Below are 18,435 nucleotides of genomic sequence, written 5' to 3'. Positions count from 1 at the left end.
AGTATGATTTTTCATTTCAGTTACCTCCGGTTTTTGTAGTTTATTTATGTATTCATCATACAATGGCAACACTGACAACGTTATGTCAGTGTTGCTGTTGTATGATGAATAAGAAAAAAAAGTCATTTATCTTATGTCGAATCGACTCAAGGAGCAAGAAAAAAAGCGAGGCCCAGAATTTGCTTGGATTCAGGAATCGGCTACCTTGGACGAGAGAATGAAATCCTAGACTACCGCACCTTTATTGAACTATTGTTCCTCGTTAGCTTAATCCCGAAATCCGTCGGGCAGACCGAGAGGCAATAGCCCTATGCTTGAATATGGTGTTATCTGATGGATACGCGCCTTCTATGAAACACTCATCTCTCTTCTACTTAATTTCTTAAATGCTGAGTAATCCTGATCGGACTTAATAAAACTTAATATTTTATCGGCACATTCAACTGGGCTGAGTTCTTCCGTGTTCACTTCAAGATCATAATCATTAAAGGAATATATGTAGTCGAACTGGGAATGGGCAAGTCCAATCATCCGATCTCCTCTGATTTGCTCTCTTCTTGTGAGTTCTTCTTTCGAGCATATTACACCTACCTAATTCGGATAACAATTTAATCGTCGAAAGGTACACTGAGAATATGGAATGATCAATTATTTGCGAGACAACTTGATGATCTATTCCTCTTGGAGGTTCATCTGGAAATTTGTTATTAACAAAATCATTGTAATTACTAAAAAACTCATCAATTGATAAATGATAAAAAGGAATCTCTTTCTGATTTTTCAGTTCAGTCGATATGGAGGTCTTTCCAGAACTTGACGTTCCGTTCAAGAATACAATCAGTCCTTGCTTCAAACGAATCACCCTCACATCAGATTTGCGTATCTTTTAAATAACGTTATATTCACTAATTTCATTAATTATCCCTGATAAATATTCGAGAAACGATTGAACTATCCTGCCCGTTAGCTTAATGAAAAAAGCAGCCGGCTTTGGGGTCGGCTGCCTTCAAATGTTCTTCATGGAGTTATTGTTCCCGCAATTATCCTCTAGGGAGCTTAGAAGTCCAATTCATTATGGTTGAAAGATGCTCTGCGTAATGCTGATAAGTATTGTTTCCAAGTGCTCCGTCAACAGTATCCCCTAGCACCCGGGTGAATTCCCCGAATGATTCAAATGCGGATTCCGGCAGTTCTTCTACGACCATTACAACCTGTCTAAAGGAGGCATCCCATGCCAGAGTGATTTGTTCAAGAGATTGATTGCGCCGAGCTGTAACTGCCTGCTCGTTAAATATATTGATATCGGTATCCTCAGGCTCGTATTGCTTGCCTGCAAGCGCATAGCGGATCTCAGTCAAGGCGAACTGTTCATGAGCGATAAAATGGGAGATGACCTCTTTTATGCTCCACTTACCGTTCACACCGGGTGTTTCCATCTGCTCGGGCGAAAGCCGCTTGATTCCTTCATTGAATTCTTTATATCCATGATGAAGCCGACGCAGAAGTTCATCCTTGCCCACAAAGTCATCCATTACAATCCCCCCAACGTGTGGTTAACCTTAATATGATTTATCAATAGCTCCTGGAATTGTACCATATGTCTTTAGGGGCAGAACTACTTTATCTAAACTATACTGCCCGTTAGCTTAATGAGATTGCATGGAATTAGATACTTATCTTATCGGTAATCGGCTCATGTTCTTGTCCATTACGGCAATCGGTACAAGTTCTTGTCCTGGGCTCGGGACAAGAACTTGTACCGATAAAACAAAAAAGCCGCTAAACTAGCGACTTTCAATGGGACTATGTTCTTGTCCTTCGACCTTCTACATTTAAGGTCCTGGATCTTGTTATGCCGCCTTCTACTTTGCCTGCTTTAGGAGCGGGATCAATTGGGATTTCATAAAGTCGTAACTCGGCTTGTCGCCTTTCTTGGCGTAAAATCGCAGCCCATCGAGTCCCTTGAATAACTGGTAGCACAATAGCCTTTCCTCGAAACGGGCGATTTCTTTCCCCTTCTGTTCAAAAAATTTCCGAAGCCGATCCGGAAACCCGATTTGCGGAACCCATAAGTGCAGAACAGCTGCGTCGAACATAAAATCGCCGTACATCGCCATCTCCCAATCGACGATCGCCGTTATTCGTCCATTGTCCGAAAGCATGTTGCCGAGATGGAAATCGCCGTGAACAAGATACCGCTCCTTGGGCGCATACTGCGCAAGCCCGATCATCTCGGCATACGTTTGGTCGAATAAGTCTTTTTCTAGAAAGCTGCTTTCAAACAGCGACATCCATCCCTCGTAAAATCCTTCTTGCTCATCCTTGAAAACGGATGCGAGCCAATCGATCCAAGAGGTAGACGAACCTTCTCCGGAAGGCGTAATCCAACCGCTGCCGCTCGAGGGATCAACAGGAATTTGGCTCATAGCAGCGAACCGCTCGATCAAATCAGGTAAGGCACGGACGATCTCTTCTTTGGGCTGTGTAATGACTGGACTCCCGACCGCTTGCTCAGATATGGTATATGGCAATCCGTCGCAAATGCCTACCTTCACGATTCGCGGGATCGGCATTGCCGACGAGTAACGGTCGGATATCAGCTTGACTTTGCCCACAGTTTCGCTGTTGCTTTTAAAGTGAATGACGAACGATTGTGTGCCCAAACGGTAGCGAAACACTTTACTCAGTTCTCCCATTTCGATCGGGGCGATATCGGCGACGGTCTCAAATTCAATGGTCTGTAATAATTGTTCGGCACGTTCGATTGTCATTTCCGGCTTAAACGATTTCATTGGTGTATCCCTTCCCTCTGACATCAATATTTTGATAATAACCGCGACGGACAGTGGCCGGCTGCCGTCTTGTCATGATTGAGCTATTGTCCCGCTTTTACGGAATAGATTAGGTCTTAAAAACCACCTCTGGAATGAATGATTTGACCGGTAATCCAATGGGATTCTTCGGTTGCGAGAAAAGTGATCAGACGTGCTGCATCCTCTGGAAGACCGATTCGACCCATGGGGAATTGCGGCAGCAGCGCTTTTTTTATTTCTTCGGACATCCAGCCTGAGTCAGTAGGACCGGGATCAACAGCGTTCACTGTTATATGAAGCGGAGCCAATTCTGCAGCAAGCGATTCGGTAAAAGCAGAAATGGCACCTTTTGTAGCGGCATAGGCAAGATTTCCAGGCATGGGGCCTTTACCTTGACCTGAAGTTAGGTTGATGATTCGGCCACCGAATTTGCTAAGGGAGGAATAGGTATTCTGCTTAGCCTCAATCATACGCGCGAATTCAGCCGATAACATGAATGTCCCCCTCACGTTCACAGCACAGTGTGCGTCGATGAGAGCCTCGTTTAACTGCCGAAAATCTGCCCCGACGCCATAAGTAGCGTTATTAACAAGGATGGTCGGAAAACCAACCACTTTCCGTACTTCTTCTAGCAGAATGGTCCATGACCCAGGTAAGGCAAGGTCCAACTTCAAGTGTCCGACTTTTATATCCCATTGACGTAGTTCTTCAGCGAAAAGATCAGGCCAACATTCGTCGGCATCATTTGGATAGATGTTTTTATCGTAGTCATACAGGTGAGTAAAGAATAGGCTGGCGCCTTCAGCGGCAAATGCCCGGCAAATTGCAGCTCCTATACCGCCGGGACGACTCACCCCCGTAACTATGGCAATTTTTCCAAGTAATCTGGTCATTTAGATTTACCTCCCGTTATGAGAACACGAGAGCACCGTCATCGTATGGAGATGGGTAATTCCCGCCGCATAAAATAAAAAAACGGATACATCAAGTATCCGCGCAACGGTTTGATCAAACGGTTGCTCGCATCCCTTGAATGGCTGAGAATCAGCATGACGAATCAGGCCATTGATAATGCCCATGACCGAGTCATGCGATCAAATTCAATCAAACCATTACAAGGTTATCCACATGGAATAGCGAGTCCCCTTTCTTCCATCTCCAATAATTTCAGACTATGGAATAAATAACAGTTAGTCAAGATGCACTCCATGATTCAATCCGCATACCCCTACAATATCGCCGTTTTCTATAGCGATGAAGAGAGCTTCCCCATATCTATCAAATTTATTGGTTCCGGCTTCATAGTCAGCTATTAGCCGTTTGAGGTGACGAAATCCTTCGCGCGTACTTTCTTCAACGAGATGCATCAACTTACAGGTTTCTAGATGATTAACTTTATTATGAAAAACTCATTCACTGAACCATCCCCCGATAAAGCTAATTTAGGCCCACAACTCCAACCTCATTATACAGTAATTGGAAGTACCCTGCCCGTTAGCTTAATGAAAAAAACAGCCGGCTTTTGGGGCGGCTGCCATTGATCTATCGTTTCCCGTTAGCTTAATGATGAAATCGCAGAGAGCACTTTCCGAATGAATAAATGATTAATCTTCTTTATCAAACATTACAAAGACATGTTCGGTTGAATTTTTTCCACCGTAGATGCTGTCAATGTAAGCTATTCCAATAAAACCCAGTTTTTGTTCCCATGCACTTTCTTCTGAATTTGTTTCATAATTTCCGTAACGGTCAAATATCTGATTGAGATATATCATGTCTATGTAAGTTCTTCCATCTTTAAGGATTAACCATCCTTTTGGCCAGACAATTTGGTTTATAGAACCTTTAATATCTTTTGTAGTAAACAATATCCGCTTCCCGTTCTTAATAACTGTTGCGGTTTTGGTTTTATTATTCCATGTAATTTGCTCTGAAGTTTTCTCAAATAAAAATCGAATTGGAACGAAATTGTTTTTATAGGTTTTTGTCGTATTTTTTTTGTCAATACGGACGGTTACTTCAGTCGGACGATTGGCATTAAATTTTTGCTGTGCTCGCTGTTCAAAAGGATCTGTACTTGCAAATACAGAATTAACACCTACTAAGAATAATGCAACCATTAAGACTTTCACCTCACAGTTAATCAATTATTTTATACCCACCAAATTTAACGCAACTGCCATTGATTTGTTGCACTATCCTGCCCGTTAGCTTAATACTCTGTCCAATTGATATCAGGAAATTGGTCAGTATACACCACATTATGTAACCATCGTCGGGAATGAGATAATGTTCTTGTCACCCCGCAATTCATTACAGTAGTTGTTGTAGTGAACTTGATGTCATAAATGAGTTCTATACATTCACAAGTTCCAGGCATAATTCTATTTAGGCTTATTAAATTATCCTGTCCGTTACTTAAAGAAAACAGGGAGCAGCTGCCGCGTGGCGGGCTGCTCCCTGATTATCATGTTATCGTTTCCCACGGTAATTGCAATTGTTGAATTCCATATTACCAAAAAAGGCGGCTGGACTCTAACGCCTGCCGCCGTTTCTGACTTTATTGAGCTGATAGAGTTTGAAATAGCTCCAAATATTCACCATCCGGCCCAACAAAGAAAATGAATTTAGAGCCATTAGGTAATGTCGTAACCTCGGAACGTGACAGAGGAATTCCTATCGCTTGAAGACGTGTAATCTCATCATTAAGATCATCGACATTAAAAGCGATATGATGAACACGTCCGACCGGCATTTCCCTCGTACTATACCCCTGTATCTCCATCAGCTCTATTTCCGTTTTTAGTGAATTGGGAAAGCCCAAGAAGGCTAATTTTGCAGTTCCATCGGCATTCGATTAAGTACCTCAAGACCAAAAACACGCTCGTAAAATTGAATGGAATCTTCTATGTTTTTTACCATAATGCCTACATGATCTAATCTTTGAATTGTCATTGTAAATCGCTCCATTTTCTGTTTTTTTATTTACTTTGATTCTTTCTTTCCAAAATAACATTCCATCCCGTTAATACAACGGCTAGCAGTACCATAATTGCTCCAACCCAAGGCGTATGACTAAGTCCAATGGAATCAGTAACAACTCCGCCTAGGTAAGATCCTAACGTAATACCGGCAAAGAATGCAGCAATATTAATCGCGGAAACAACGTCAACGGCGTTAGGGACATAACGTTGTGCCAAGGTTACTGCATAGACTTGAAGTCCAGGTACGTTCATAAAAGCAAATAGTCCTAAAATAATAAGTGTGATCAATCCGGCTACTTTAAAGGGAATTGTAAATGCTAAAACAAATAGAATGATGGCTTGTGCCAAAAACATAAACAGCAGAGAACGAATAGTTTTTTTATTGGACGCTTTACCTCCGATTATGTTCCCAATAGTAATCGCTATACCGTACACGAGTAGAACCAAACTGATTGAACTATCATTTAAGTGCATAACATCTTCAAGTAGAGGCGAAAGGTACGTAAATACAACAAATGTTCCCCCGTATCCTAAAGCTGTTATGATAAATACTAATAACAGACGCCCATTAGTAACTAATCGAATCATGTCCATCAAAGAAGCAGGAGCACCTTTGGCCATCTTTGAAGGAAGCAATATACTGTTCGCGATCAAGCCAATGACTCCAATAATGGCAATACCAACAAAGGCAAACTTCCAACCATATAGCTGACCTAGAAATGTTCCGATTGGCACTCCCGTTATCGTAGCGACTGTTAATCCTGTGAACATGATAGCAATTGCACTAGCCCTCTTATTCTCCGGAACAAGACTAGCAGCTAAAGTCGCACCGATAGACATAAATACTCCATGTGACAATGCTGTAATAATACGGGCAAATAGCAGCATCGTAAAACTAGTAGAAAGCGCCGCAATCGTATTTCCAAGTACAAAAATGACCAATAATATCAACAATAATGTTTTTCTAGGTATTCTTGATGTCAGAGCGGTTAATATAGGAGCTCCAACAGTTGCTCCAAGCGCATAAAGAGACACCGTTAAAGCTGCAGTCGTTACGGATACACTAAGATCATTTGATACTTGTGACAATAAACCTACGCTAATAAATTCAGCAGTACCTATCCCAAATGCGCTAATCGCTAAGGCAAGTAAAGCAAACATGTTCCTTATATTTGACTGTTTTTTTGCTACAGTATGAGAACTTGAAATCATTTTAAACTCCTCCTATAGGAATCATAGCCAAGGGCCCTTCAGCTATAAACTTGGTGTCGACTTTACCTAATTATGCTCTATATTTCACCGGTGACAAGAACGCACTTATAAGTTCGATAAACACTTTTGAGGTACTATGGCACAAAAAAGTTCCTGTCTGATAGGCACTTCTATGTATCTATGTCACCTAAAAGTACGCACTTCAAAATCACTCCATATAGTCTCATTATTGGGTTGACCCTATTACCTTTATTGGAGGAATCATAATGGAACTTTATCTGCAAGGAAAGAAAGCGTTGGTTACGGGCTCTACGTCCGGAATAGGCAAAGCAATCGCAATCGCATTGGCTACAGAAGGTGCTCATGTCCTTATTAATGGACGAAATGAAGACAGCATTATTCAAACGATTAAGGATATACGGGACCGTCATCCCAGTGCAACTCTTGAAACTGCTGTCGCCGATCTGGGATCTGAACAAGGTTATGAGAGGATCATTTCGGAACATCCTGAGATTGACATCCTGATCAACAATGTAGGGATTTTCGAGAAGGTCAATTTTTTTGAAACGCTTGATTCTGACTGGTATAAATTTTTTGATGTTAACATCATGAGCGGCGTACGACTCTCCCGGTTTTACTTGCATCGTATGATCGAAAAACAGGACGGCCGAATCCTGTTTATTGGCAGCGAGGCTGCCGTCCCCCCCCCCGTGGATATGACTCGTTACAGCACTACGAAAGCAATGCAACTTTCAGTTTCACGAAGTTTGGCGGAACTTACTACTGGGACGAGGGTGACTGTAAATACGGTAATGCCTGGGTCAACGCTGACGGAAGGCGTCAAAAACATGCTAATGACTCTTTATCCTAATGACGCAATGACAATGGAGGAAGCAGAAACGAGGTATATGACGGAAAGTCGGCCAACCTCTATCATTAAGAGGTTTATTCGACCGGAGGAAGTCGCTAATCTTGTTACGTTCCTAAGCAGTCCTTTATCTTCAGCGATAAACGGCGCCGCACTAAGAATTGACGGAGGCTTGGTTCAACATATTATTTAACAAATAATTATGATTTAGGAATAATCCGTTATTCCTATTCACACACTTGGACATTTCGGAACACAAAAAGCAGGCTAGAATGCTAGCCTGCTTTTTGTATTATAGAAATACATTAAAACTCAAGAAGCATCGCGTTCTTGTCTTAATGGTTGTTCAGTATGCTCTCTTCAAGAAGCTCGTGGTTGCTTCCATGAACCTTCACGATATGATTCCCGCCCCACTTACACAACGAGTCCAGAATATCCTTAAGTGACCAACCATACTCCGTTAATGTGTACTCAACCATCGGTGGAACTTGATTATATACTTTTCGTTCAATTACACCATCACTTTCGAGTTCACGTAACTGCTGGGTAAGCATCTTTTGTGTGATATTCGGCATTAGTTTTTTTAATTGATTTGTTCTTCTTGTACCTAGGATCAAATGGCACAGAATGACTACCTTCCATTTGCCCCCTATAACCTCTAACGCGGCCTCTACTGGAATATTATATCTTTTCATATAAAGCACACCCTTAGCACTTTTTAGTTCCTATATTACCACAAAGTGTTTATGGCACTAAATAGTGCGTACTTTTTATTTTTTCATGATCCCTCTAGAATGATCACATGATCTAAATCGATCAACAAATTCTAAATCGGAGGTAATCAATATGAAGTTAGGATTAGAGAATAAACTGGTTCTTGTTACGGGATCTACGGGTGGAATTGGCAAGGGAACCGCTAAGAGCTTCTTGCAGGAAGGTGCTCGTGTCATTATCAATGGCAGAACGCAGAAGAGTGTTCAAGCCACTGTTGATGAACTTTCGGAATTCGGGACGGTTTACGGAGTTGCAGCTGATGTATCCAATGCTGAAGAAAGCCAGATTCTCGTGGAAAAAGTTAATAAACTGGGTTCGTTAGATGTTCTCATTAACAATACGGGGGTTTTTGAGGTAAAACCTTTTGCAGATGTTACGGATGAGGAATGGCTGAGCTATTATCAAACCAATGTACTTAGTTCCGTGAGGCTTTCCCGCGCATTCCTCCCTGGTATGATCGAGAAGAAATGGGGTCGTATCATCAATCTTGCCAGCGAAGCAGGTATTAAACCTTATCCGGAATTGGTTCCTTATGGGGTTTCTAAAACTTCCCTCATTACATTATCTCGGGGTTTGGCCGAGTTGGCGAAAGGTACTGGTGTTACTGTAAACTCTGTGCTGCCTGGCCCAACTTGGACAGAAGGATTCGCTAAATTCATTACGGACTTGGCTACTGAAAAAGGGCAAGAGCTCGAACCATTCATCCAAGAGTATTTCCAAGAAAGCACGCCTACATCCTTGATTCAGCGTTTCGCCACCGTTGAAGAAGTAGCTGATACAATCGTTTTTCTGAGCTCCGTGAACGCAGCTGCTATCAATGGCATCGCCCAACGAGTCGAAGGCGGTATTATCCAGTCTATTATTTAATTATAAGGAGAATAAAAGGATGACAAAAATATTAATGGTTGTGACGAATCATTCGGAGATTAAGCCAGGTAAAGCAACGGGGATTTGGCTATCGGAATTTGCCGAAGCTTATGAAGCATTTGAAAGACAAGGTTACGAGGTAGTTGTATCTAGTCCCCTCGGGGGCAAATCGTCAGTTGATCCAAATAGCATTGATGTTAATACTCCAGTAGAAATTTTAAATTCTCAAAAACACCTTTTGAACACCGTGCCACTAGATGAAATCTCTGTGAGTCAGTTTGATGCTATATTCCTTCCGGGCGGACATGGTACGATGTATGATCTGCCAAACAGCTCAAAGCTCCAACAGCTTTTACAACAGTTTTATGAAAGCAACAAAGTAGTATCCGCGGTTTGTCACGGCCCTGCGGGGTTAGTCAGTGCAACCTTATCAAATGGTAATCCGTTGATTGCTGGAAAACGGGTTAATGCATTTACTAATCATGAAGAAAGTCAGACTGGCCTTGTATCAGATTTACCATTTCTGCTCGAAAGCAAAATTCGCGAATTGGGTGCAATTTTTGTTGCTGCACCAAATTGGACTAGTCACGTTGAAATCGATGGCAATCTAATTACTGGCCAGAATCCCCAATCAACTCTTGCAGTTGCTGATGCCGTTATCAAGCATTTGAGCCATTGAAGATCTGATAAAAATCCTAGGCAAAAGATTGAACAAGTCAGTTAAAAAAACTAATGTCTGAAATCACGCAGAAGATGCTCCCTCAACAACTACGTGAACTGGAAAGTGATGGTGTAATTGAACGGAAAGTTTTTAACCAAGTTCCACCGATGGTAGAGTCTGGTCGCTAAAGGATATTCTGGATTCGTTGTGCAAGTGGGGAGAGCGTCATATTGTGAAGGTTTATGGAAACAAAGATGACGTTATTGAAATGAGCATGCTGAACCATTAATATAGGACACCATCCTTCAAATTTCAAAGTATTACTGAGAGCACCACAAAAAGCAGGCCAGGATGGTCTGCTTTTCACTTTATATATCTTAAATCTTAATTTCCCCTCTCTGTAACCATTCCTCGATTTGTTACCACCTATGCTTGAGAAGCTTTATAGTGCGTTTTCATTACAGATCCGGTAGATTTCCCGATTTTGTCCCACCCGGTAATGCGTTGAAACACCTTCATAATTAAACATCATGCTCATCCCCATGGAAGCATGCATCAGATTGTGGCAATGCATCATCCATAAACCAGGATTATCCGCTATTACATAAACCTCATATGCTTCCCCCCTTCTTGCGTTGCCAACGTATCTAGAATAACGGGGTTGCCACTCAGCGGGTAGCCATTCCGGCTTAATACCTGAAAAACGTACCCATGCAGATGAAAAGGATGATCCCCTCCCCCCTCATTGATAATCGCGAGCTTCACGCGCTGACCTTCTCTCACAACGACCGGGAGGATTTCATGGAAGCTATCCCCATTAACCAGTCGAACAGCGAATAATTGGAACGGGGCAGTGCTGCTCGCAAACCTGAATCGCTTGCGACGATGACCTTGCCTTCTTGTGGCATCTGCACGTGAAGATCGTAGCGTTGCCCCACCGCTATTTGGAATTGAACATTTTTCAGCACCCCAGGCTCATGAAGATCGTGGCCATCCATTGTGATTATGCTATAATGATTTACTCTGCGCTACCCAAAATCTCATTTTGGGATGGTTTTCAATAACCTCTATCCAAACTTCCAAAGGTACTTCATCCCAAGCTGCTCTAAGGTATTCTTCCGGGATCTCGCTCTCTCTCAGTCGTACAAATTCCTCTGCTGTATAGATCAATACAAAACAACTCTACCAATTATTTTTAATAAAAGTATTCTATGATTCTTAGCGCTATCCTGCCCGTTAGCTTATGGAGCGATGATGCCGAATATATTAATGCCTTACCTCCAACTGTTATAAACTTCAGTTTCTGCTTCTTGTGCTTCCTGATTTCCCTGTTCTTCGACTTCTCTAACCCGTCGGTAAAAAGTCGTCCTCTTCATATCAATTTGTCGCATAGCCTCGGTTGCAGTTATTAGTCCGCTCTTCCACTCCTGGTACACCTGAAGAAAACGATCATCGATTTCCTTCCGTGGTCTTCCAAATGTAACTCCTTCTGTTCGTGCAACCTCAATACCTTCCGCCTGTCGTTGACGGTTCTTCTTTCGCTCCTGCTCAGCCACGTATGCTAGGAGGCTTAAAAACTGATCCTCCATCACCCTCCCGAAGTCACCCATTGTTTTAAACTTCCGACTATCAAACAAGGTTTCATTATCCAGGCAGACAATGTCTGCGCCGACTTCGCGTGTAATATGTTTCCATTCCCTAATGATCCCATCATAATCTCGACCAAGCCGGTCAAGCGCATCTACATAAACCAGGTCGCCTTCACGGATCATCAGCCGCATCGCTTGATAGCGAGGACGGTCAAAATCCTTACCACTTTTCTTATCAATAAATATAAAACGATCCTCGATTCCCAATTCTCGAAATTTAACGAGCTGCCGTTCTGGGTTCTGATCCTTTGACGAAACCCGGCCATATCCGACCTTCATTTATGTACCCTCTTTACTATTTTTTGTTCCAAAATACCCATCTTACAAGTGGGATGTTTCTAAATATATTTTGGGACATTTTGGAACAAAAAAACAGTACTTTTCTTGCTGTTCCAAAAAGCATGCTTTATGAGACATTTTTAAAGCCAAGAAATACCTTTATGAAAAATAGTAACTAACAAAAAAACCTTCCTCTCTCCGAAAGAGATTGAAGGTTTTACGCAGCTTTAAATTTTTCTTGTTGAACTAACGTTCCCCGTTAGCTTAATCATCGCCTTTGCGTTTCTTTCTCAATAAGTAATATTCAACTAAAGCCACGCCAGTTGAGGCACCAAATGAGACTAAAAATGCAGTACCGACATCCACATCCGGTTTAAATATCACGTTTAGAATAAGGTTTCCGATAAAGAAGACCGAAAACAAGGCTAAGAATCTAAGTCCTATTCGCTTCAAGGGGTTAACCTCCATCGGATTTTTCTCACGGTTGCGTTATTTTGCTTTCCATTCTCCCCGATAACCGTTGTATCTAACCTGCCCGTTAGCGCAAAGAAGACAGCCTATCATCTAAACCGACTACCTTCTTTTTATGGTTAAACTTTCGTGTCCGATAGAGAATAAACAAGTAGAAATCCGATCCTAGCATACTGTTTCAATCACTACATCAAACGACTTCGCTACATGGATCATGGATTCGTGCCGATGTTTGAATTATGCCGCCAACAGGGGCTTGAGGGAATCGTCATTAAGCGGCGGAACAGCAAATATCATGTTGGAAAGCGTCCGGAAAACGTCTGGGAAAGGGTTGTTGTATACCAGCGTGAGGATTGCTATGTGACCGGGTACTCAAAGAAAGAAGTCTCGTGGGCATTAGGGGTTATGCGCGATGGAAAAATGATACCTGTTGGCATGCTGAAATACGGCCTTACAGATCCCGTTCGAATAAAGGCTTTTCCCATTCTGCTTAAGACCGGAATAAGGGAGACAAAAAGCTTTGTAAATGTAGAACCCACGATCCAAATCCAGGTTCGCTTTAGACACTGGACTGATGAGGGGAAGTTACGTCTTCCGGTCTTCGAAGCGTTTAACAATATATGAGCAGCTGTGTGTCTTACACAGCTGCTTTTTTGTCTTCTCAGTATGAACTTTTTATCATATTCATAACCTTCATACTTCTGAAGAATTCGGATTTGGCTCCGGGTGTATGCCAAACCTTATTTGCCCACCTCGTAACGCATTCTCATGGAGCCGCTGGTCTCATAATGCTGAGTACCAAGGAGCTTCAGATCGTTCTTTGCGGCAATGCCATCCAGGTATTTTTTGCCGCTGCCGAGTACGACAGGGTGGATGATCATATTGATTTCGTCCAGTAACCCGGCATTCAGTAAACTCTGTACAAGATCGGCGCTTGCTGGCACGATAATATCGCCTTCGATTTTGCTCTTAAGCTTGGCTGCGTTCTGGCTCAAATCTCCGGCGAGCAGAGATATTTTGTCACCGTAATCTCCCCAGTGCACTTCCGTAATCTCCGGATTGCGCGTGGCCACATACTTGGGAGTTTGGTTCATGGCATCGGCAAACTCCCCTTCCTGAAACGGCCAAAAGCCCGCAAAGCCTTCGTACGTGATCCGTCCCATCAGGATCGCACCGGCTTTCTGGAACATAACCAGATTGTCGCCTACGGAGTCCATAATTCCGGGCATCGCCCAGCTCGCCATGTTATTCACATCGTCCTGCGGGCCTGTAAAGATACCGTCTAGCGTGCAGCTTACCGAAGCAATAATTTTACCCATATATATCTCCTCGTTTCTTATTGGTTGGATTGACTTTTATTTTCCATATGATATATTGGCTCTGCAGTTACTAACCTTATGGAGCTTCCGGCCACGCGACATTACCCCAATGACAGGTGGCAGAAGGCTCCGGAGGTTTTTTTATTGCTGCATCTCGGGCAGAGTTGCCGCCAGCTTATCCAGCGACTGCTCCATCCCCATGATTGCATACTTCATCATTTCTCCTACGCTCCAACCGTACTCCGTAATCTTGAGCTCCGTCTTATCTCCATTGGCGATGAACTCGATCACGAACTCGACGTTCGCCGGGAAATCCGCAGGGACTCCAGCCTGAACCGGGTCGATGGCATTTCCTTCACGATCGGACAAGTATTGATTGAATTCAAGCCGCTGCATCGGCACGATTTTCTTGTACACGCCCGCCGAGTACGATTCCAAGCCGCCGTGCGAGTCCGGGGCGCGCATGCAGAAAACATATTTCCCGCCTTCGCGAAAATCGATTTCACAACGAGGCGACGTATAGTACGCGGGTCCCCACCATTTCATAACCAGCGTCGGGTCGGTCCACGCCTTCCACACGAGCTCCACCGGATAATCATACTCACGCGTAATGACGATGTCTTGCTTGCTGGAATTGGCATTCATCGGATAGTGCTCCTATTCCTTCTGAGTTTGTTTCAACTTTTCCATTTCGGCTTTCAATACGGTGTCCAGCGCATCCAGCCGGCTGCTCCAGCGTCGTTTCATGCTGATCACCCAATCTTCGAATTCAGCCATGGCTTCGGTGTTGATCCGATATATGCGCTGCTGCGCTTTCTTCTCCACATGCACCAGGCCTGCTTCACGAAGAATTTTCAAATGCTGGGAAACGGCCTGGGCGCTGACCTGGAATTGACTGTGTATATCCGATGCAGGAAATCCATCGTGGTCGGCCAGCATTTCCAAAATCTTTCGCCTTGTCGGATCCGCCAAAGCCGAGAATATGTCTACCGGCATATATCGTGTGCTCCTCCTTTCCTTATAGTTGTTCGTTCTGTCGCATAGTCACTTGATGTCTTCGTTTGTTTGTAGCCTTATAATACAACACTCCCTTTATAAAGTAAATGCTTTATAAAGAAATAAATTTATAAAATCTTGCCCAAAACAAACCGGATCTCATGAGCGTACGGATTTTCCGATTACATCTACTTTTCGGGCGGCTTCAGCTTTGCTGGTACTTCCCCGTATAAGATAAAAGACAGGAGCGAAGAGCGCCTTGGCCGGGAAAGTTCGATCCGGCTTAGGCGCTCTTATTATCGGGCTGGGTAACCCCAGCGTAACATATACTCTTCAGGTGTACGATGCACCTGAACTAAAATTAACCATTTACCAACCTCGCCAAGAGGGAGAAACAGAACAGAAAATGAAGCGCTTGTTAAACTGGTAAGTAGACTTAATAAAAGAGTGTTATAAACACGAACGTATTAAGGGGAATTCGTTTGTCTCTAATATAAGAGTAGGAACATTTTGCATGAATAAATTCCACACAACTAAGTTTGAAATGAAACAGCCGATTTAGCCCCAACTGACGAGAAGTACCAGGCCAATCTTCTCCAGCGGCATGTTTCTTTTGTTCCATACGAAATGATTCAATGCTTTAAAGCTTTAACGTATTACTTCACAAAGATAGGATTTTGTGTAAATATCTTTGCAGCATCCTTTCCGATACTACTAAAGAGAACAGCTATGTCTGACATTCCAGACACCACCTTAAGTTCCGAAGGGACGGCCGCGATGCCGGTTAGGTGGTGCGGGTGTGTCCGGATGAATTCACTTCTCTGCACCTGAAATGCCTCGCTGAATCCACTTCTAACTTCTACCGGACCGAGGGCCGAATGGCCCGAAGCGTGAATATGATGTTATACCTGTGCCACTCTTCTCGAATTCACTACAAATTCCTTCAATGGTCTTTCATTATTAAATCTAAACTTCCACCTAGACTAAAAGGAATTTCCTTGTCTCCTTCCAATACAGCCCCTTCGAAATTTATAACTGGGTTTTCAAAATCCAATAAGGCACTATCTCCAAACACATCTTTGATAGGAGCATATATATGAAAAGTTGTTTTCTCATTTGTTTCTAGTATTGTTGGGTTCATATCTGTTTTACCTTCAATTTTAAAAGGGTTAGATCTACTTCCATTGTCTTCTTTAATAGGGTAGTAAATATAAAGCTTTAAAAATCCGATTCTAAGCTTGCCAGTGTTTTGAACTTCTATGTCATAAACTAGATTTCCAAAATCGCTATATGAGTCGATTAAATTGAACTTAAGATCTTTATCATTAAATTGAGGCAATTCTTTAGCGGAACAAGAAGATAGAAAAACTATTGTCAGTAGTAAAAAAATAAATACTTTAATTGATTTCATAAATCCTCCTAAAAAATGTACTTGTGGCACTGCGTATAACGTCTTATCTACGAACTTCGTAAATAACTTCATATGTAGAGTATCGCGTCCAGCTCGTTATAAGCCTGCCGGAGTAGCTCTGCGGTCTTATACAGCTGAATTCTGGAGTACTGATCGTCTGCATTACGCCTGTAGGCCACTGACCAATCATTCTCGACCATGTACACCTCGTCGTAAAATGGTTTTAGGCTGGATTTTATACGTGAGGACTTGCTTAGCAAATCGGTAAGTTTAGCGCTTTTCGTATCCTTACTCGACCGTTCCCCAGTGGAGGACCGAGAAACGGTCGCAGCATAATGGTGTCTTTTTATTCTTGTCTACTTGACGGATTCTTTATACTTCTTTTGTATATTCAGTATTTTCAAATACCATCGTAAGACGCGGCAAAGGTATGCCTGCCTTTTTTGCTTCTCTCACAACTTCAAGTACCGCAAAACCTGCTCTACTATTGTTGTATTCCACAAAAAGCCGCGGTAAGCTGCCTTTTGCAAAAATAACCTTGTTAAAAAGTGTGCCGAGAAGTCCCGGTGGAATTTTAGTCAACAGGAGAGAAATGGCATCAAGCTTTGCACCTCTTGCTTTAAGTACAGGGACCATTTCCCTCATATGCTTACCAACATTTGCGAATGAGTCACTATGGTTCATGACCGCTGGAAAACTTCCCCGTTTTAACACCTCGGCTTCCATCGCTGCGTTCATGGCAAAGTGATTCCATAGCCAGTTTTGCATATCCTTTACCCAATTAATTTTAAAATGGGCACTTTCAAATAGTTCTTTGACCTTGTTGTTAATATGCTCAGTGCCTGCCCGTGGTTTTTCTAGAAATACCATTTTCAAAAAGCCGCCTCTAAGCTTATTGTCCGCGATGCCACCTCCTGCTCCAGGGAAGCCAAAGACAACATTGTTTATAGACAATGGTGCGATCGATGATTTCAAATTTTGCCAAATGTTATTGAATATGAGCATAGGGGTATTTCCTGCGGCAGTTGTTAGGAATTGTGCTACTTCTGGAAGTTGTTTCGTGTTGACGCTCACAATAATGAGATCATAATTTGGAAGGATCTCCTCATGCAGTTTGACGTTCCAGCTTTCTTTTATGAGCTTTTTCCCTTTTCGTGCGTCCCACATTTCAAGCTCGATACTGCTTCCTAAGGTTTCTTTCCTCCCCTTTCTAACGTAAAACTCAACTGTATGACCTGCCTGTTCGAAAGCCCACGCATATTGGGTCGATATTACACCTCTACCGAAGAATAAAATTTTCATGTTAGACTCCCCCAAAGAGTTGATATTCTTTATTGATGATCAAACAACGTGTTGTATAATAATATTGTATGGATTCACCATACAGTCATCAACCATCAGATTTTCAATATCTGTCGGATCATCTATTGAAACGGAAATGGAGGCAAATCATGAAAAAGCAACCTGAAATTACGGACAAAACCAGGCAGACTTTTATAAATGTGTTCTGTGATTTATATAGCCAAAAGCCAATTGAAAAAATATCTATTCAAGAGATTGCCAACAAGTCAGGATATAACCGCAGTACATTTTATCAATACTTTACAGATATTTATGAGTTGCTGAACTACGTTGAAGAGAAGGTTTTGAAATCCATTAACGAGGAAATGGCAAGCAGGGAGCTTTCTACGCATACTTTCCAAGATGCGCTTCAATGCTTGGAAAATACAGAAGAAATTTCTGTCCTAAAAGCCCTCCTCGGTGACTATGGTTCTGTTCATTTTGTTGAACGCCTGAAAAGAGAAATTCCCTTTGAGAGATTGATTGTGAATCTTCCAACAAATGATTTCTTAGCGCCATACCTGGTTGAGTTTTACATATCAACATTACTATCTTTGTTTCGCCTCTGGATACGTAACGGCAAAGATTTATCGTCGGAAGAATTGGTCAAACTGATCGATAGCCTATTTGCAAATGGGATAAAACCGTATTATATCTTTGGCGTAGTCAATGAAGGGTAAACGCGGATCAAAATGTATATATCGTCCGAAAAATTTCACTAATTTATAACGATGAAGACGACAGTTCAAAACGGCCATTCGTTTGCACACTTAAGACGGAAGGCTGTTCC

22 protein-coding genes and 3 pseudogenes are annotated in these 18,435 nt (G+C 42.4%); 7 read left to right on the top strand and 18 right to left on the bottom strand.

The features are described 5' to 3' along the window. Nucleotides 1-348: 348 nt before the first annotated feature. The 5 genes and pseudogenes from FHS19_RS34400 to FHS19_RS34380 form a co-directional block, all read right to left on the bottom strand. Nucleotides 349-853, bottom strand: a pseudogene (locus tag FHS19_RS34400) (phosphotransferase-like protein). Nucleotides 854-1,040: 187 nt separating this feature from the next. Beyond that, the gene (locus FHS19_RS34395; protein ID WP_183587979.1) at nt 1,041-1,532 is read right to left on the bottom strand and encodes a DinB family protein; all 492 of its coding nucleotides are present in this window, start codon (nt 1,530-1,532) and stop codon (nt 1,041-1,043) included. A gap of 330 nt (nt 1,533-1,862) precedes the next feature. After that, the gene (locus FHS19_RS34390; RefSeq protein ID WP_183587977.1) at nt 1,863-2,792 is read right to left on the bottom strand and encodes a phosphotransferase family protein; all 930 of its coding nucleotides are present in this window, start codon (nt 2,790-2,792) and stop codon (nt 1,863-1,865) included. A 116-nt stretch (nt 2,793-2,908) separates the two neighbouring features. Next, nucleotides 2,909-3,706 carry an SDR family oxidoreductase gene (locus tag FHS19_RS34385; protein WP_183587975.1) on the bottom strand — a complete coding sequence of 266 codons (798 nt, stop codon included), beginning with the start codon at nt 3,704-3,706 and terminating at the stop codon, nt 2,909-2,911. 711 nt (nt 3,707-4,417) lie between these two features. Continuing rightward, nucleotides 4,418-4,933, bottom strand: coding sequence for a stalk domain-containing protein (locus FHS19_RS34380; RefSeq protein WP_183587973.1), 516 nt, complete (start codon nt 4,931-4,933; stop codon nt 4,418-4,420). A gap of 325 nt (nt 4,934-5,258) precedes the next feature. Here FHS19_RS34380 and FHS19_RS34375 point away from each other — a divergent pair, with 325 nt between their 5' ends. Continuing rightward, the gene (locus FHS19_RS34375; RefSeq protein WP_183587983.1) at nt 5,259-5,438 is read left to right on the top strand and encodes a hypothetical protein; all 180 of its coding nucleotides are present in this window, start codon (nt 5,259-5,261) and stop codon (nt 5,436-5,438) included. Here FHS19_RS34375 and FHS19_RS34370 read toward each other — a convergent pair. Further along, nucleotides 5,374-5,768: pseudogene (locus tag FHS19_RS34370) on the bottom strand (VOC family protein). The gene FHS19_RS34375 and the pseudogene FHS19_RS34370 sit on opposite strands and share 65 nt — an antisense overlap. A gap of 26 nt (nt 5,769-5,794) precedes the next feature. Further along, nucleotides 5,795-6,958, bottom strand: coding sequence for an MFS transporter (locus FHS19_RS34365; RefSeq protein WP_183587981.1), 1,164 nt, complete (start codon nt 6,956-6,958; stop codon nt 5,795-5,797). 317 nt (nt 6,959-7,275) lie between these two features. On the opposite strand from FHS19_RS34365, the gene FHS19_RS34360 reads away from it, so the two are divergent. Then, nucleotides 7,276-8,070, top strand: a complete 795-nt coding sequence (locus tag FHS19_RS34360) for an SDR family NAD(P)-dependent oxidoreductase (protein WP_183587971.1) — start codon at nt 7,276-7,278, stop codon at nt 8,068-8,070. 142 nt (nt 8,071-8,212) lie between these two features. Here FHS19_RS34360 and FHS19_RS34355 read toward each other — a convergent pair whose 3' ends face one another. Then, a complete protein-coding gene (locus FHS19_RS34355) occupies nt 8,213-8,572 on the bottom strand; it encodes a winged helix-turn-helix transcriptional regulator (protein ID WP_183587969.1) in 360 nt (119 codons plus the stop codon). Between the two features lie 151 nt (nt 8,573-8,723). Here FHS19_RS34355 and FHS19_RS34350 point away from each other — a divergent pair, with 151 nt between their 5' ends. From FHS19_RS34350 to FHS19_RS34340, 3 genes and pseudogenes are all read left to right on the top strand, one after another. Further along, nucleotides 8,724-9,518, top strand: a complete 795-nt coding sequence (locus FHS19_RS34350) for an SDR family NAD(P)-dependent oxidoreductase (RefSeq protein WP_183587967.1) — start codon at nt 8,724-8,726, stop codon at nt 9,516-9,518. Nucleotides 9,519-9,537: 19 nt separating this feature from the next. Further along, complete coding sequence (locus tag FHS19_RS34345) at nt 9,538-10,197, top strand: type 1 glutamine amidotransferase domain-containing protein (protein WP_183587965.1); 660 nt, start codon at nt 9,538-9,540, stop codon at nt 10,195-10,197. A 32-nt stretch (nt 10,198-10,229) separates the two neighbouring features. After that, nucleotides 10,230-10,468: pseudogene (locus FHS19_RS34340) on the top strand (winged helix-turn-helix transcriptional regulator); the annotation flags it as partial. Between the two features lie 153 nt (nt 10,469-10,621). Here FHS19_RS34340 and FHS19_RS35430 read toward each other — a convergent pair. From FHS19_RS35430 to FHS19_RS34325, 5 genes are all read right to left on the bottom strand, one after another. Continuing rightward, nucleotides 10,622-10,780, bottom strand: coding sequence for a multicopper oxidase domain-containing protein (locus FHS19_RS35430; protein ID WP_312887410.1), 159 nt, complete (start codon nt 10,778-10,780; stop codon nt 10,622-10,624). Next, entirely contained in the window at nt 10,780-10,977 is a 198-nt protein-coding gene (locus FHS19_RS35425; RefSeq protein ID WP_376772030.1) for a multicopper oxidase domain-containing protein, read from the bottom strand. The genes FHS19_RS35430 and FHS19_RS35425 overlap by 1 nt, the downstream gene beginning before the upstream one ends. Beyond that, the gene (locus FHS19_RS35190) at nt 10,959-11,177 is read right to left on the bottom strand and encodes a cupredoxin domain-containing protein (RefSeq protein ID WP_246426973.1); all 219 of its coding nucleotides are present in this window, start codon (nt 11,175-11,177) and stop codon (nt 10,959-10,961) included. The genes FHS19_RS35425 and FHS19_RS35190 overlap by 19 nt, the downstream gene beginning before the upstream one ends. 276 nt (nt 11,178-11,453) lie before the next feature. Continuing rightward, nucleotides 11,454-12,107, bottom strand: coding sequence for a recombinase family protein (locus tag FHS19_RS34330; RefSeq protein WP_183587963.1), 654 nt, complete (start codon nt 12,105-12,107; stop codon nt 11,454-11,456). 264 nt (nt 12,108-12,371) lie between these two features. Continuing rightward, complete coding sequence (locus FHS19_RS34325) at nt 12,372-12,560, bottom strand: hypothetical protein (protein WP_183587961.1); 189 nt, start codon at nt 12,558-12,560, stop codon at nt 12,372-12,374. Between the two features lie 246 nt (nt 12,561-12,806). Between FHS19_RS34325 and FHS19_RS34320 the strand changes: the two genes are divergently transcribed. Continuing rightward, a complete protein-coding gene (locus tag FHS19_RS34320; RefSeq protein WP_183587959.1) occupies nt 12,807-13,202 on the top strand; it encodes an ATP-dependent DNA ligase in 396 nt (131 codons plus the stop codon). Between the two features lie 116 nt (nt 13,203-13,318). On the opposite strand, the gene FHS19_RS34315 is transcribed toward FHS19_RS34320, so the two are convergent. The 5 genes from FHS19_RS34315 to FHS19_RS34295 all read right to left on the bottom strand — a co-directional run bounded on the left by FHS19_RS34315 (nt 13,319) and on the right by FHS19_RS34295 (nt 17,606). Beyond that, complete coding sequence (locus FHS19_RS34315; protein ID WP_183587957.1) at nt 13,319-13,897, bottom strand: dihydrofolate reductase family protein; 579 nt, start codon at nt 13,895-13,897, stop codon at nt 13,319-13,321. Nucleotides 13,898-14,038: 141 nt separating this feature from the next. After that, nucleotides 14,039-14,542: an SRPBCC family protein gene (locus tag FHS19_RS34310; RefSeq protein ID WP_183587955.1), complete on the bottom strand. Its 504-nt coding sequence runs from the start codon at nt 14,540-14,542 to the stop codon at nt 14,039-14,041. A gap of 12 nt (nt 14,543-14,554) precedes the next feature. Next, nucleotides 14,555-14,893 carry an ArsR/SmtB family transcription factor gene (locus tag FHS19_RS34305; RefSeq protein ID WP_183587953.1) on the bottom strand — a complete coding sequence of 113 codons (339 nt, stop codon included), beginning with the start codon at nt 14,891-14,893 and terminating at the stop codon, nt 14,555-14,557. Between the two features lie 943 nt (nt 14,894-15,836). Beyond that, complete coding sequence (locus FHS19_RS34300; RefSeq protein ID WP_183587951.1) at nt 15,837-16,304, bottom strand: hypothetical protein; 468 nt, start codon at nt 16,302-16,304, stop codon at nt 15,837-15,839. A 372-nt stretch (nt 16,305-16,676) separates the two neighbouring features. Continuing rightward, the gene (locus FHS19_RS34295; RefSeq protein ID WP_183587949.1) at nt 16,677-17,606 is read right to left on the bottom strand and encodes a ketopantoate reductase family protein; all 930 of its coding nucleotides are present in this window, start codon (nt 17,604-17,606) and stop codon (nt 16,677-16,679) included. Between the two features lie 149 nt (nt 17,607-17,755). Between FHS19_RS34295 and FHS19_RS34290 the strand changes: the two genes are divergently transcribed. Continuing rightward, nucleotides 17,756-18,325, top strand: coding sequence for a TetR/AcrR family transcriptional regulator (locus tag FHS19_RS34290; protein ID WP_183587946.1), 570 nt, complete (start codon nt 17,756-17,758; stop codon nt 18,323-18,325). The last annotated feature ends 110 nt before the right edge of the window (nt 18,326-18,435 follow it).

Origin of the sequence: Paenibacillus rhizosphaerae (assembly GCF_014192015.1) — a bacterium.
In the GTDB taxonomy this organism is placed as follows: Bacteria; Bacillota; Bacilli; order Paenibacillales; family Paenibacillaceae; genus Paenibacillus_AQ; species Paenibacillus_AQ rhizosphaerae.
The sequence above is the reverse complement of the archived record's forward strand: the minus strand, read 5'-3'. Positions and strand labels throughout refer to the sequence as shown.